This window comes from Streptomyces sp. NPDC048516, assembly GCF_043199875.1.
GTDB lineage: Bacteria > Actinomycetota > Actinomycetes > Streptomycetales > Streptomycetaceae > Streptomyces.
The window spans coordinates 49,575-63,928 of the sequence record NZ_JBICWS010000001.1 but is presented as its reverse complement, the minus strand read 5'-3'; the positions used below and the strand labels follow the sequence as shown (position 1 = coordinate 63,928).

12 protein-coding genes are annotated in these 14,354 nt (G+C 71.9%); 7 read left to right on the top strand and 5 right to left on the bottom strand.

Annotation, left to right across the window (positions count from 1 at the left end; translation table 11 throughout):
* Positions 1–28: 28 nt before the first annotated feature.
* Together ACGFR7_RS00305 and ACGFR7_RS00300 are read right to left on the bottom strand one after the other, a co-directional pair.
* The gene (locus ACGFR7_RS00305) at positions 29–1,090 is read right to left on the bottom strand and encodes a lactonase family protein (protein ID WP_393311331.1); all 1,062 of its coding nucleotides are present in this window, start codon (positions 1,088–1,090) and stop codon (positions 29–31) included.
* 277 nt (positions 1,091–1,367) lie between these two features.
* The gene (locus tag ACGFR7_RS00300; RefSeq protein WP_393311329.1) at positions 1,368–2,876 is read right to left on the bottom strand and encodes an FUSC family protein; all 1,509 of its coding nucleotides are present in this window, start codon (positions 2,874–2,876) and stop codon (positions 1,368–1,370) included.
* A 485-nt stretch (positions 2,877–3,361) separates the two neighbouring features.
* On the opposite strand from ACGFR7_RS00300, the gene ACGFR7_RS00295 reads away from it, so the two are divergent.
* The 3 genes from ACGFR7_RS00295 (at position 3,362) to ACGFR7_RS00285 (ending at position 5,890) form a co-directional block, all read left to right on the top strand.
* Positions 3,362–4,534, top strand: a complete 1,173-nt coding sequence (locus tag ACGFR7_RS00295) for a winged helix DNA-binding domain-containing protein (protein WP_393311327.1) — start codon at positions 3,362–3,364, stop codon at positions 4,532–4,534.
* A gap of 130 nt (positions 4,535–4,664) precedes the next feature.
* A complete protein-coding gene (locus ACGFR7_RS00290; protein ID WP_393311325.1) occupies positions 4,665–5,141 on the top strand; it encodes an Lrp/AsnC family transcriptional regulator in 477 nt (158 codons plus the stop codon).
* Positions 5,142–5,167: 26 nt separating this feature from the next.
* The gene (locus ACGFR7_RS00285) at positions 5,168–5,890 is read left to right on the top strand and encodes an HAD family hydrolase (RefSeq protein ID WP_393311323.1); all 723 of its coding nucleotides are present in this window, start codon (positions 5,168–5,170) and stop codon (positions 5,888–5,890) included.
* A gap of 10 nt (positions 5,891–5,900) precedes the next feature.
* Here the strand turns inward: ACGFR7_RS00285 and ACGFR7_RS00280 are convergent, their stop codons facing one another.
* Together ACGFR7_RS00280 and ACGFR7_RS00275 are read right to left on the bottom strand one after the other, a co-directional pair.
* Positions 5,901–6,983, bottom strand: a complete 1,083-nt coding sequence (locus tag ACGFR7_RS00280; protein ID WP_393311321.1) for a sugar ABC transporter substrate-binding protein — start codon at positions 6,981–6,983, stop codon at positions 5,901–5,903.
* A gap of 655 nt (positions 6,984–7,638) precedes the next feature.
* The gene (locus tag ACGFR7_RS00275) at positions 7,639–8,478 is read right to left on the bottom strand and encodes an SDR family oxidoreductase (protein WP_393311319.1); all 840 of its coding nucleotides are present in this window, start codon (positions 8,476–8,478) and stop codon (positions 7,639–7,641) included.
* A gap of 99 nt (positions 8,479–8,577) precedes the next feature.
* Here ACGFR7_RS00275 and ACGFR7_RS00270 point away from each other — a divergent pair, with 99 nt between their 5' ends.
* On the top strand, positions 8,578–9,039 hold the full coding sequence (locus ACGFR7_RS00270; RefSeq protein ID WP_393311317.1) for a MarR family winged helix-turn-helix transcriptional regulator: 462 nt from the start codon (positions 8,578–8,580) through the stop codon (positions 9,037–9,039).
* 94 nt (positions 9,040–9,133) lie between these two features.
* Here ACGFR7_RS00270 and ACGFR7_RS00265 read toward each other — a convergent pair whose 3' ends face one another.
* A complete protein-coding gene (locus ACGFR7_RS00265; RefSeq protein ID WP_393312602.1) occupies positions 9,134–10,297 on the bottom strand; it encodes a PucR family transcriptional regulator in 1,164 nt (387 codons plus the stop codon).
* Positions 10,298–10,412: 115 nt separating this feature from the next.
* Between ACGFR7_RS00265 and ACGFR7_RS00260 the strand changes: the two genes are divergently transcribed.
* From ACGFR7_RS00260 to ACGFR7_RS00250, 3 genes are read left to right on the top strand one after another with little or no spacing between them, the layout of a single operon-like run.
* Complete coding sequence (locus ACGFR7_RS00260) at positions 10,413–11,582, top strand: lactate 2-monooxygenase (RefSeq protein ID WP_393311315.1); 1,170 nt, start codon at positions 10,413–10,415, stop codon at positions 11,580–11,582.
* Entirely contained in the window at positions 11,579–12,592 is a 1,014-nt protein-coding gene (locus ACGFR7_RS00255; RefSeq protein ID WP_393311313.1) for a 2-hydroxyacid dehydrogenase, read from the top strand. The genes ACGFR7_RS00260 and ACGFR7_RS00255 overlap by 4 nt, the downstream gene beginning before the upstream one ends.
* Positions 12,593–12,645: 53 nt before the next feature.
* Complete coding sequence (locus tag ACGFR7_RS00250) at positions 12,646–13,974, top strand: UDP-N-acetylmuramate dehydrogenase (protein WP_393311311.1); 1,329 nt, start codon at positions 12,646–12,648, stop codon at positions 13,972–13,974.
* The last annotated feature ends 380 nt before the right edge of the window (positions 13,975–14,354 follow it).

The following is a 14,354-nucleotide window of genomic DNA, read 5'->3' as shown; positions in this document are numbered from 1 at the left end:
GCAGGGGTGAGACAGCCGCTCGGGCGGCTCAGCTGAAGACCACGCAGGAGGCGGCCGGCGCCGCGGCGGATCCGCCCCGGGCCGGGATGCCGGTCACCGGGTCGACGGTGAACCAGGTGATGTCACCGGAGCGCTCATTGGCGGCGTAAAGGTGCCGGCCGCCGGGGTGCAGCGCCAGGTCCCGAGGCCAGTGGCCGCCGCAGGGGACGGTGGTGACGAGGGTGGCGGTGTCGCCGTCGAGGGAGAGGACGGCGAGGCTGTCGTGGCCCCGGTTGGCGGCCCAGGCGAACCGGCCGTCGAGGGAGACGACCAGTTCGGAGGGGAAGGTGTCGGCGTCGTCGTCCCCGTCCGGGAGGAGGCGGGTCTCCCCCAGCGGCGTCAGCGCACCGGTACCGGCATCCCATCGGCAGACCGTGACCGTCGGATCGAGTTCGTTGAGGACGTAGGCGCGGTCACCGTTCGGGTGGAAGGCGAGGTGGCGCGGGCCGCTGCCGGGCCGCAGCCGGGTCTCGGCGTGCACCGACAGCGTGCCGTCGGCCGGGGCCAGGGTGCAGCTGCGGACCGAGTCGGTGCCCAGGTCGACGCTGAGCAGCCAGCGGCCGCCGGGGTCGGGCAGGACGGCGTGGGCGTGCGGGCCCTCTTGGCGGTCGGCCCGCGGGCCGCTGCCCCGGTGGGCGAGCACGGTGGCGGGGCCGGTGAGCGTGCCGTCGGCCCGTACGGGGAGCGTACTGACGCTGCCGGAGCTGTAGTTGGCGGTGACGAGGTGGCCGTCGGCCAGGGTGAGGTGGGTGGGGTCGGCGCCGTCCACGGGGACGGCAGGCGCGAGCAGTCGGGGCCCCTGGGGCGTGAGAGCGAAGGCGGCTGCGGTGCCGTCCGGCGTCTCGCTGACCGCGTAGAGGAACCTGCCGTCGGGGCTCGGGGCCAGGTAGGAGGGGTTGGGGAGGGCGTCGGTGGAGTGCAGCGGGGTGAGTGCGCCGGTTCCCGGGTGGACGGCCGCCGTGGTGATGCCGAGGCCGCCGGCCGCGGTGAACGATCCGATGTACGCGCGTCGCCCGTGGTCACCCGCCCCCGCTCGTCCGCCCTGCGTCACTGGTCCGCCCTTCGTCCGCCCGCCCGTCGGGATGCCCGTGGAGGTGCCCCGTCAAGGTGTCCCGGCGAGGTACCCGTCAAGGTGTCCCGGCGAGGTACCCGTCAAGATGCCCCGGCGACGCTAACAGCCGCGGGCGGGACCGCGGTGGCGATGGCCGGTTCCCGCCCACGGGCGCGCGCCGTCGTGAGCCCGCAGGCCCCTACGTGCGTCACGGAGCGCTCCGGAGGCGATGCCGAGAAGGGCGCACGCCCCCCGCGTCCGCATGGACGGACCGTGGTCAGGCGTCGACCAGTGGGGCGCGCGGTGAGCTGCGCAGCGGCGCGGAGAGTTCGGCCAGCGCCCGCTCCAGGCCGTGGAGATGGGCCAGCGCGGGTTCCGCGGCGGGAGGGTGCGCCACGACGACGGCGGCGGCTCCCGCATCGCGTGCCCCGCGCGGTGTGGTCAGCGCCTCGACGGCGGCCTCCACACGCTGGCACGAGGCGGTGAGCCGGGCATCGTGGGAGGCCTCCGGGTCGGCGGCGATGGAGGCCAGCCCGCGCACCTCACGGGCGCAGTCGTCGAGCAGCGCCAGCACCTGACGTGCCCGCGCCTTGCGGGCCCGCAGCGGGCTCAGCGGGTGCACCAGCGGGGAGAGCGACAGGCGCACCCTGCTCAGCAGCGGCCCCAGCTCGGCGACGTGCGGGGCGGGGTCGGCGGTCGCGGAGCCCGCGAGGCGGGCGGCGGCCTCGGCGGTGCAGTGGTGCACACAGCGCAGGGCGCGCTCGATCCAGGCGTCGGTGGTGGCATGGGTGGTGACGGGCAGCACGAAGACCACCGCCAGCGCCGCGCCGAGCGCCCCCACACCGGTCTCGGCGAGACGCAGCGTGAGCAGACCGGGGTCCAGCACCCCCAGCAGCCCGTACAGCAACGTGGCCATCAAGGTCACCGCGAGCATCATCCAGGTATACGAGACGGCGGCGGTGTAGAAGATCCCGAACACGCTCACCGCGACCAGGACCGCCGTGGGGACGACGGCGCCGTGCAGCGGGACGGCGACGAGCAGACCGAGGACGATGCCGATCACCGTGCCGAGGGTCCGGCGGAAGCCGCGCACCAGCGTCTCGCCACGCGAGGTGGTGTTCACGAAGATCCACCACGTGGCGCCCACGGCCCAGTACCAGCGCTGCTCGGAGAGCAGCTGGCCCGCGAGGAGGGCGAACGCGCTGCCGGCGGTGGCCTGGATCGCCTGGCGGGTGGTCGTCCGGGCGAGCCCCCCGCCGACCGGCGGGGCGGGCAGGACGGCCGGGGGCAGCCCGCGCTCGTAGCACCACACTCCGAAGCGGACGAGCGAGGAGGCGGCCAGGGCGAGGGCGACCGCGGCATACAGCTCGGGCAGCTGGCCCGGCCCCGTGTGCAGGAACTGCGCGGCGAAGAAGGTCATGAACGCGAAGACCCCCAGCGCGTGGCCACGCGGTCCCCAGCGGCGGGCGTAGACCCCCGCACCCACCACCGCGGCGAAGACCACGCCCCGTGCGACCGGATGGTCGTGGAGCACCGCCGCGACGGCGAGCACCGGGAAGCCGACCGCGGGCAGCAAGCCGGTGGTGACCAGCTGCGCGCGGACCGTCGTGTCGGTGACCGTGAAGAGGGCGAGCAGCGCGGCGAGGCCGCCGGTGATGGCCGCGACGAGCGAGTGCCCGGCGAGACCGCACACGGTGACCGCCAGGCCGATGCCGAGGACGGACCGGGCGGCGCCGCGCAGCCGCAGCCACCCCGGATCCGGAGCCACGAACATCCTCTTCAGCACAGCTTTCCGCCCTTCGCCGTTCCGGCATGAAATCCGGCATGAAAAAGGCGCCGCGGAATCCGCAGCGCCATCGACGGGGCCATCACAACACTTCTTCGGCATATTGCTCAACAGGGGCCGGAAAGACTGTGCCATTGGTATAGCTGGGTGCCCTCGCGCCGGGCCAAGAGGGGGCCAATGGGCGGGACCGGGGCGAGACCGGTCCGTGGGTCGGACCGCGCCCCGGGGACCGTGGCGCCGTCGTGCCGTCGTGCCGTCGTGCCGTCGTGCCGTCGTGCCGTCGTGCCGTCGTGCCGCGACGCGGGGACACAGGGCCACAGGGCCACAGGGAAGAAGCGGTCCGCTTCCTGCGATCGCCGGACGCGCCCGGCACGAGATCTCCATAGTGAGGTTCACCAGTCCGTAATGAGGTTCACCAGCTCGTAGTGAGGTTCACCCGTCCGTCTGCGGCCGGGACGGCGCCGAGGAACAGGAAGTGATCAGCGATGAGCGACACCACGCGCGAGGCCGTGCCCCTGCGGTGGCCCGCCGTCTCCGCCCGGCGTCTGGAGCGCAGCGCCCTGGCCGCGCCTGCACCGCACCTGGACGCCGCGGGGATCGTCGGCGCCCTGTGCGGTGCCCACGCCCAGGTGCTGAGCGCCGCCGAACTGTCCGTCGGCATGCGGGGCGAGGGCATCACCCGCAGCGTGGTGCGCAAGGCGCTGTGGGAGGAAGCCGCGCTGATCAAGATGTACGGGCCGCGGGGCACCGTCCATCTGCTGCCGGCCGCCGACCTGCCGATGTGGGTGGGCGCCCTGACCGCGCTGCCGCCCCCGGCCAGTCCGTTCCCCCCGGACGTCCGGATGACGCCCGACCAGACGGAAGAGGTCATCGCGGCCATCGGCGCGGCCCTGCGGGACACCGAACTGACCGTCGACGAGCTCAGTGAGGCCGTCATGGACGCCACCGGCCCCTGGGCCGGTGACCTGGTCATGCCGGCCTTCCAGGGGAAGTGGCCGCGCTGGCGGCAGGCCATCACCCTCGCCTCGCACCGCGGGCAGCTGTGCTTCGGCCCGAACCGCGGCCGCAAGGTGACGTACACCCACCCGCGGCATCTGACCGGTGGCCGCCCCATGGCCGGCACGACGGCGCTGGCCCGGCTCGTGGAGCGGTACCTGCACGCCTACGGCCCGGCCACACCGCAGCACTTCGCGCGGTGGCTCAATGTCTCACCGCGCTGGGCCACCGAGCTGTTCGGCTCCCTGGGCGGCGCGCTCCAGCGGGTCGAGCTGGAGGGCACGGCGGCCTGGGTGAACGCGGGCGACACCGACATGCCCGGGGAACCGCCGTGCGGGGTAAGACTGTTGCCGTATTTCGACGCTTACGTGGTGGCCGGCCGGCCCCGTGACCGGCTCTACCCGGGAGCAATGGCCCAGCGGGCGCTGACCCCCAGCGGGCAGGCGGGCAACTATCCGGTCCTGCTGGTCGACGGCGTGGTGAGCGGTGTCTGGCACCAGCGCCGGTCCGGCCGCCGGCTGGCCGTCACCGTCGAGCCGGGCACCGCCCTGACGGCCGCGCAGCGCGCGGAACTCGACGTGCAGGTGGAGCGGCTGGCGTACGTGGTGGAGGGAACCGCGGAACTGACGATCGGGAAGGTCGCCGTCGGGCCCCACGCGTAGTACGCGGCCGCGAAGGAAGCACGCCGATGGGGAGCGCAGATGGCTCACCCGGCACTGCCTTCACCGGGGCCCTGGGTACAGTCACGACTCCCCAGGAAGCCCGCCGACCTCGTGAGGAGGCCGTTGCACCATGTCCGTGGATGCTCTCGACGCCAAGATCCTTCGGCTGCTGCTGGAGCAGCCGCGCACCAGTGTGCGGGAGTACGCACGTCTCCTCGGGGTCGCCCGGGGCACCGTACAGGCGCGCCTCGACCGCCTCGAACGCGATGGTGTGATCACCGCCTACAGTCCCCGGCTGTCCCCCGCCGCGCTCGGTCATCCCGTTCTCGCCTTCGTTCACATCGAGGTCACCCAGGGCCATCTGGAGGAGGTGGCCGACGCGCTGGCGGAGGTCCCGCAGATCGTCGAGGCGTTCTCGACGACCGGCGGCGGGGACCTGCTCACCCGGGTGGTGGCGCGGGACGCGGAGCATCTGGAGGACGTGATCCAGCAGCTGATCAGCCTGCCGGGGGTGGTCCGCACCCGGACGGAGGTGGCGCTGCGCGAGCGGGTGCCGCATCGCATGCTGCCGTTGGTCGAGGCGGTGGGCGCCGCCGGATCGCGTTGAGCCGGCCGCTTGGCATGCTGGTGGGTATGAGCACCTCCGCCGCCTCCCCGGTCACGCCTGTCCCACCCGCTCCGGTGATCTTCGATCTCGACGGCACGCTGGTGGACAGCGAGCCGAACTACTACGAGGCGGGGCGCCGGCTGCTGGCCGGGTACGGCGTGCCGGACTTCAGCTGGGAACAGCACACCCGCTTCATCGGCATCGGCACCCGCGAGACCCTGCAGATCCTCAGCCGGGAGTTCGGCATCGACGCGCCGCTCGACGAGCTGCTGGCCGGCAAGAACCGTACCTATCTGGAGCTGGCACGGGCGCACACCGAGGTCTTCCCCGAGATGCGCGCGTTGGTGGAGCGGCTGTCGGCGGCCGGCCATCCGATGGCCGTGGCGTCCGGCTCGTCCCGGGCCGCGATCGAGGCGGTGCTGGCCGGCACCGGGCTCGATGCGCTGCTGACCACCGTGGTGTCAGCCGAGGAGGTGGCCCACGGCAAGCCCGAGCCGGATGTGTTCCTGGAAGCGGCGCGCCGGCTGGGCGTCGATCCCGCCTCCTGCGTGGTGCTGGAGGACGCGGCGCCCGGTGCGCTCGCGGCACACCGGGCGGGCATGCGGTGCATCGCCGTCCCGTATGTGCCCGCCGCCGCCGACGATCCGGCGTTCGCGAGCGCCGGGCTGATGTTCCAGGGCGGTCAGGGGGAATTCTCGGCGCGGCTCGCCTACGACTGGCTCGGGCAGCCGGTCCGCTCTTCCCCCTGACCGGGGATGGTCACTCCAGGTCGAGGGACTTGCATTCGGCGGCGAGTCCGTCGGCGCAGAGCAGGTCGATGCGGACGGCGCCGTCGCGTACGACGGTGTCCTTCATATTCTTCCGGGTGACCATCTGTGCCTTGAACAGCTGGGCGGGGATACCGGACTTGCTCTTGTTGTCGGCGGTGGCCGAGGTGAGGGACTTGATGCTCTTGCCCCGCAGCAGGCGGAAGGCGATTTCGGCGGCGGTCTCGGCCTCCGGCCTGACTTCCTTGTAAATGGTGAAGGCCTGGGTGCCGGCTACCAGCCGCTGCAGCGCGGGGAGTTCGGCGTCCTGGCCTCCGACCGGCACATTCTTGATACCGTCCGACTTGAGCGCCGCGGCGATACCGCCCGCCATACCGTCATTGGCCGAGTAGACCGCGTCAAAGCCCTCCGCGCCATGGGCGTCGATGAAGTCGCCCATCTCCTTCTTGGCCGTTGTCGCGGACCAGCCGGGGATGTCCTTCTCGTAGACGATCTTACGGACCTTGCCGTCGAGGACGGCATGGGCGCCCTTCTTGTAGGACGGCGCATTCGGGTCGGTCGGCGAGCCGTTCATCATGACGACGTCGGACGCTGCCGCCTGGGAACCGAGGGCGGCGAGAATCCCCTGCCCCTGGAGCCGGCCGATCTTCTCGTTGTCGTAGGAGACATACGCCGCGACATCACCCTCGGCGAGCCGGTCGTACGCGATGACCTTGACGCCCTTCTTGGCGGCCGAGTCCACCCAGCTCTTGGCCGCCGCGGCGTCGACCGGGTCCAGAATGATGACCTTGACGCCCTTCTTCACCAGGCCGTCGAACTGCCTCTTCTGGGCATCGACCTGCTGCTCGGCATTGTGGTAGTCGACCTTGCATTCGAGGCAGAGGGACGCGACGCGCGACGAAATGATGCGGCGGTCGAACTTCTCGTACCGGGCCGCTTTGCTCTCCGGAAGGAGCAGCCCAATGGAGTCCTTGCCGGCACCGGTGTCCTGATGGTCGCTCCCGCACGCCGTCAACGGCGCTGCGAGCGAAAGCGCCATCGCGCCGGTGAGGGCACGCCGCATTATTGCATTCATTCCCGGTACCTCCAAAGGGGCCGCCTGACCGACCCATGAACGGCTGAAGTGAACGTCATCTCCGGCCCTACCGTCAAGAATCGCAGCAATAACGATATGGAAGGGTGCTGTGATTTGACTCTCTGAACCCCCGTCACGCGGCGGGCATTCCGGACAGTACCGAAACGGTCAATTCATTCCGGAACACGCCGTAACGCTCCGGTTCCGACCCCGCCGCTTCGGCCGCGTGGACACGGGCGGACGCCGGATGTCTCCCCGCCGTCCGACGCGTCAACCAGGCGACATCCAGCTGGAGTTGGCCGAACGGACCGGCCTTCGACGCGCACGCGAACGGTGAAGTGATCCCCACGTGAACCCCGGCGTGAACGCGGACACTCCCTTTCACCGCACACACCGGGACGCGAGCGGAGAGAGAAATAGATGCCGCACGCAGTCTTTCCGGGGTGCCCTCGGGCGGCGGTGAGTGGTCAAGACCAATCAGCGGTGCGCCCGCGCCGTCCGGGAGAGGCGCACGCCGCACCTTTCCGCTCAACAACCGAATGCCACAACCGAAATGGAGAATCCCTGGGAATTTCTTTAGCCTAATTTTTTACGCCCGGGACCTCTTCAGCGAGAGACCCCGGGCCACGATCCTTCAGGAAGCGCTCGCGCCGGCTCAGCCCACCCAGCTGCCGGTGAGGCCCAGCACCGCCGAGCCGTCCAGGTCGGCGAGCTTGGTGCCGGTGAAGCCGCGCGCCCAGTCCGACGTCTGGATACGGAACGCGGGCCGGTCCGCGGTGAGCGCTTCCAGTACGGCCCCGGCGGCCTCGGCCGGGGTCTGCGCACTGCCGGCGAACTGCGCGACGGTGCGGTCCAGGTAGGCCTGGAGCGCGTCCGCGTAGGGGCCCGCGGCGGCGACCTCACCCTGCAGGTCGACCCCGATGTTGTTGACGAATTCGGTCGCCACCGCGCCGGGCTCCACGACGGAGACCGTCACCCCGGCCTTGGCGGCCACCGGCGCCAGGCTCTCCATGTAGCCCTCGACGGCGAACTTGGCAGCGCAGTAGGCCTCGTTGAAGGGCTGGCCGATGACCCCGCCGACACTGGTGACGGTGATCAGACGGCCTCCGGAGGCGCGCAGATGAGGCAGCGCCGCCTTCGAGACATGAAGCACGCCGAAGAAGTTGACCTCCATCACCGTGCGCACCTCGGCGACGGACTCGTTCTCCAGCGTGCCGAGGTGTCCGGCGCCCGCGTTGTTGATCACGGCGTCCAGACGGCCGTGATCGGCGATCACCCCGTCGACCGCGGCGGCGACGGACGCCTCGTCGGTGACGTCGAGCTGCCGCACCTCGACCTCCACCCCCGCCTCCGTGGCCGTCTTGCGCAGGGCATCGGCGCGGCTGGTGTCGCGCAGCGTGGCCACGACCCGCCAGCCGGCCTGCGCCGCGGCAACAGCGGCGGCCAGGCCGATGCCGGAGGACGTGCCGGTGATCAGAACAACCTTGGAAGACATGGCGAACCTTTCGACCCCGTTGCGACGGAGCAACTTAAGTGCGTGTACACACACCATAGACATTATGTGTGCGCACACGCAACCGGTAGCCTGTGCGGCATGGCGAAAAGGAAGCTCACCCAGGCCGAGATGCCGGTGGCCGACCATGCCTTCTACGGGCTGGTCTGGGCCGGCACCGTCCTGACCGAACGCGTGGACCGCGCCCTGGTCAAGGCCCACGATCTACCGGTCTCCTGGTTCGAGGTGATGCTCTGGCTCGCCTCCAGCCCGGACCCGGTCCCGGCCTCCGTGCTCGGCAACAGCACCATGCTCAGCCGCAGCCAGGTCTCCCGTGTCGTGGACGCCCTCCGGAGCCGCGGGCTGGTCACCCGCACCCCCTCCGCCCATGACGCACGCTCCGTCGAGGTTTCCCTCACCCCGGAGGGCCGCCGGCTCTTCGAAGAGGCCGACGCCACCCGCCGCTCCTGTCTTGCCCCGGTGTTCACCGATCTCCTCGACCAGGACGACCTCGAAGCGCTGAGCACGGTGTGGCGGAAGCTGAAGGCCGACAAGGACGGCTGAGCCGTCACTTCACGGGACTGCCCTACGGACCGGGGCTGCCCTACGGACCGGGACTGCCGTGCGTCCCAAGGCGGAGCCCGCCGCGGCGGGCCCCTCAGTGCGCGATCGTCCTGGCGATGTCCAGGGTGAGCCGCTGCCAGGGGTGGCGCGGGTCCCGCGTGGTGAGGTCGCCGATCCTGCGCAGCCGGTAACGCAGCGACTGGGGGTGCAGGCCGAGCCTTCGGGCGGCGGCGTTCGCGGAGCCCGTGTCGAGGTAGGTGGTGAGCGCGTCCATGAGGTGCCGCCGGCCGGGCTGGAGGAGAGGCCCGAGGATCAGCCGGCTGATCTGCTCGGGAGTGGTGGCGGGGCGTCCGCCGAGGAGCGCCAGCACCTGGGCATCGCCGTCCGTCAGGACCCGCTCGGGGTGGTGGGCGTGCGCGGGTGCCGTGTCCAGCGCGTCGGCCGCGAGACGGTAGGCGACGGCGATCCGGTCCAGGCTCTCCTCCGAGACGGCACAGCCCCGCAGACCCCTTTCCCCCAGGGCCCGGGGCGCGGACGCACCGGCCGCGGCGGGCAGCAGCAGGACGCCGCGCGAGCCCCGGACCGTCACCAGCGGGGTGAGGCCGCCGCTGTGGCCGCCGAGCGAGGACAGCAGCCCGGCGGCCGTCTCCTGCGTCACGCCCGCCCCGTCCGCATCGGCCGGCTCCGCCACCAACAGGCAGTAGGGGTCCGGGAGTTGTCTGCCCAGCCGGGCGGCGCGGTCGGTCAGCGCGCCGATGGAGGCGTGCCGTCCCGCGATCAGGTCGTCGAGGAGCAGCCGCAGCGCCCGGTCGCGGTCCGCGGTGAGGTCTTCGCTGGTGGCGGTGTAGGCGGTGGCCATCTCCTCGGAGAGGGTGTCCAGGGTGGTCAGCGCCATCCGGGCGAGGGCGAAGGCGTCCGGGGCGCCCGGCGGGGGCGTCGCGGCCGCGATCTCGTCCGTCAGCACCGTCGCCGCGACCCGGTAGGCCCTCAGGACCGCCTGCACCGGGCGGCCGTCCGCGGCCCGCGCCGCCGCGATCCCGCGGAACCGGCGGAGGTCTGCGGGGGTGAGGGCGCCGTCGGTGGCCCAAAGGTGGAGCAACCGGTCCAGCGCCCAGGCGGCGATGGCCCGTACCTCGTGGAGGCGGCCGTCATCGAGGACGGCATAGGCCGGGACCTGCTCGCGCACGGCGGTGACGATCGTCGCGACCACCCTGGGGTCGGCGATCAGCCACTGCCTGATGCGCTCCCGTTCCTTCATCACAGGGTGATGATTCCACCCGCGTGTTGTGCGCACCGCGGTGGACGGATGTTGTCACTGTCGCCAGGATCTCGGGTGAGCACGCAGTCTCAGCGACGAGAGGCGGGACGTACGGATGGCGAAGCACTGGGCGGACTTCCAGTACGAGATCTATCTCCACGGCATGACAGGCGCCGTACCGCGGCTGCCGACCGATCTGACGCGGCTGGAGGAGCTTGCCGAGCGGCGTCTGGGTCCCGGCCCGGTCGGCTATGTGGCAGGCAGCGCGGGCACCGGCAGCACCGCCGACGCCAACCGGGCGGCGCTGCACCGTCACCGGATCGTCCCGCGGATGCTGCGCGAGGTGCACGAACGCGATCTGTCCGTGGAGGTGTGGGGGCGGGCGCTGCCCGCGCCCCTCGCGCTGGCGCCGGTGGGCGTGCTGTCGATCATGCATCCCGACGCCGAGCCCGGTGCCGCCCGCGCCGCCGCGGCCCAGGGTGTGCCGTACATCCTGTCCTCCGCCTCCAGCACCCCCATGGAAGAGGTCGCCGAGGCGATGGGCGACGGGGAACGGTGGTTCCAGCTCTACTGGGCCAAGGACCGCGAGGTCACCAGGAGCTTTCTGCACCGGGCGAAAGCGGCCGGGTACACCGCCCTGTTCGTCACCCTCGACACCCCGCTCCTCGCCTGGCGGCCGCGCGATCTCGACCAGGCGTACCTGCCGTTTCTGCACGGTGTGGGCACCGCCAACTACTTCACCGATCCCGCGTTTCGCGCGGGGCTCGCCAAGCCGGTGCACGAGGACCCGAACGCGGCCGTGATGCACTTCCTGGGGATGTTCGCCGACCCCGCCAAGACCTGGCCGGACCTGGCGTTCCTGCGGGAGAACTGGGACGGCCCGATCGTGCTCAAGGGCATCCTGCACCCCCGGGACGCCCTGCAGGCCGCCGAGGCGGGGATGGACGGTGTGGTCGTCTCCAACCACGGCGGCCGCCAGGTGGCGGGCTCCGTCGCCGCCGCCGATGCGCTGCCCCGCGTCGTGGAGGCGGCTGCCGACCGGCTCACCGTGCTCTTCGACAGCGGCATCCGCACGGGTGACGACATCTTCAAGGCGCTGGCCCTGGGTGCGAAGTCGGTGCTGGTGGGGCGCCCGTACGCCTATGGGCTCGGCCTCGACGGACAGGCGGGCGTCGAGCATGTCATCCGCTGTCTGCTCGCCGAACTCGACCTGACCCTCGCCCTGTCCGGGCACTCCCGCCCGGCCACGCTGACCGCCGACGACCTCATCAAGGAATCCGCATGACCACCTCGCCGGAGTCGTCCTCCACCGCACCGCCGCACCCCGTGCGCAACGTCCTCGCGGTCATCTCGCCGCATGTCGGCGGCCGCGCCGCCGGAGCCGCGCTGGCCGGTCTCTTCCCCCAGCAGGCCCGGGTCACCATCGTCGAGACGACGGACGAGGACCCGGCGGCCCTGCGCGAGGCCCATCTCCTGATCACCGGCCTGGGCCCGGTCACCGCCGGACACCTCGCCGCGGCGCCTGACCTGGAGCTCGTCCAGTGCGCCAGCCACGGCTTCGACTACGTCGACCTGGAGGCGGCCCGCGCACGAGGGATCCCGGTCTGCAACATCGGCTCCAGCGGCGCGGAGAAGCAGAACGTCGCCGAGCAGACCTTCGCCCTGATGCTCGCCCTGGCCAAGCAGTTGGTCCCGGCCCATACGGCGCTCACCGAGGCCGACTGGGCGCTGCCGCGCCTGCAGCAGTCCATCACCGAACTGTCCGGCAAGACTCTGGGCATCATCGGCCTCGGCCACATCGGCGAGGAAGTCGCCCGCCGCGCCCTCGCGTTCGACATGGACATCGTCTACACCGGGCCGAAGCCGGTCGCCCCGGAGACCGCGGCCCGCCTCGGCGGCGCCCGTCATATCGGTCTCGACGAACTGCTGCGCACCTCCGACTACATCTCCCTGCACGCCCCGCTCACCGAGCGGACCCGCCATCTGCTCGACGCGGCGCGCCTGGCGCTCCTCAAGCCCACCGCCTTTGTGATCAATACCGCCCGCGGCGCCCTGATCGACCAGGACGCTCTCGCGGATGCCCTGGCAGCCGGCACCCTCGCCGGCGCCGGTATCGACGTCTTCGACCCCGAACCGCCCACGGCGGCCCTGCGTCTGCTCAAGGCCCCGAACGTGGTGCTCTCCCCGCACGTCGCGGGGGTCACCCGCGAGACGCTGGTCCGCATCGCGCTGGCCGCCGTTCAGAATGTCCTCGGCCACCTGGAGGGCAAGCCCCTGCGGGACATCGTCTCGTAACGCCACACCGAACCGGCGCTCCACGGTGCCGGCTGCTCCCGCACGACCGGCCGATGCCGTGCGGGAGCGGGAACGGGAGCGGGAGCGGGAACGGCCGATGCCGTGCTCGTGCGGGAGCGGCCGGCCGCCGGGGCCTCTGGCGGCCTTTCGCCCTATCCCCTGCCTTTCCCGGCTCGCCGCACACCGCTCCGCCCCTCATTCCGGCCAATGTTCGGCGCATCGGTGCGGTACCGGTCCGGCTCCGTTGTGATCACCATGGACAGCGTCCCGCCGATCACCCCGGCCGGCCGGGCCGGTTCCTCACCCGTGGCGGGCCTCCGGACCCGGAACGGCAGCAGGAGAAACAGGAACAGATGCGAGTCACTCACGAGGCGCCGCTCGCGCCGCTGACCACGCTGGGCATCGGCGGACCGGCGGCGGCCCTCATCGAGCTGTACGACCCCGCGGACTTCCCCGAGTTCGTGGCGCTGGCCGGCACCTTCCCCGGCGAGGCCGTCTGCCTGGGCGAAGGAAGCAACGTCCTGGTCGGCGACGCCGGATGCGACAGCGCCGTGCTGCGGATGAACACCAAGGGCGTACGCATGGCCGGGAGCACCGCCGACGGGCGGGTGCTGGTCGAGGTCCAGGCCGGTCATCCGCTCGCGGATCTGGTCGACGCCACCGTCGCCGAGGGCCTGACCGGCATGGAGATGCTGGTGGGCATCCCCGGGACCGCCGGCGCCACCCCCGTCCAGAATGTCGGCGCGTACGGTCAGGAGACCGCCGACACCCTGGTGGAAGTGACGGCATGGGACTGGACGTTGCGCCGCAAGGTGACCATGGATGCCGCGGCCTGCGGCCTGGGTCACCGCACCAGCGTCTTCAAACGCTCCCGCCGCTGGACCGTGCTGAGCCTGGTGTTCGCGCTGCGCCGCTCCGAGCTGAGCGCGCCGGTCACCTACCGGACGGTCGCCGCCGCACTCGATGTGCCGGTCGGGAGCAGGGTGCCGCTCGACGAGGTGGCCCGGGCGGTGCTCACCGTCCGCAAGAGCAAGGGCATGGTGCTGGGGTGCAGTGGCACCGACGACCGCTCGGTCGGGAGCGTGTTCCTCAGCCCCGAGATCTCCCCCGCCCAGGCCGACGACCTGCGGGCGCGCCGTGCACCGGTGAACCGTTTCCCCGACGGCTCGATACGGGTCAGCGCGAGCTGGCTCATCCGGCAGGCCGGATTCGAGCTGCGCCGGCCGATCGTCACCGGCGTACGGATTTCCTCCCTGCACTACACCCTGGTCGCCGAGGAGGGGGCGAGTGCCGCCGCTTTCACCCGGGCCATCGACATCGTGTTCCAGGAGGTCCTGCGCCGTACCGGAGTGCGGCTCACCTCCGAGGTCGACTTCCTCTGATTTCCGCCAAGGCGGACCACCGCGTCGCGGCCGACCTCGACGACCCGCCGCACCTCATGGCCTTCCGCGACGAGGTGCGACGCTCGCCCGGCCTGACGGTGGTGGAGCAGTTCGCGGGCGCAGCCGGGAGGCAGTGGTTCCCGGGGGCCCGAGGGCTCCCATGCCGCGGAGTCCTTCTTTCCCGTCTTCGCCGGGCCCACCGGCCGCAGCACCTCCCGCACCCGCGACGCCCGGCGGGCCCGGCGGCCCTCCCCGCGTTGTGGGCGGCCGCGGACGCCCTCGCCCGGGAGCTCATCGCGGCATTCGACGAGCGAACTCCCTTCGGCCACACCACCCAAGGTTCTGCCGCCCGCACCCACGCCGTCACCGTCTTCGCGGAC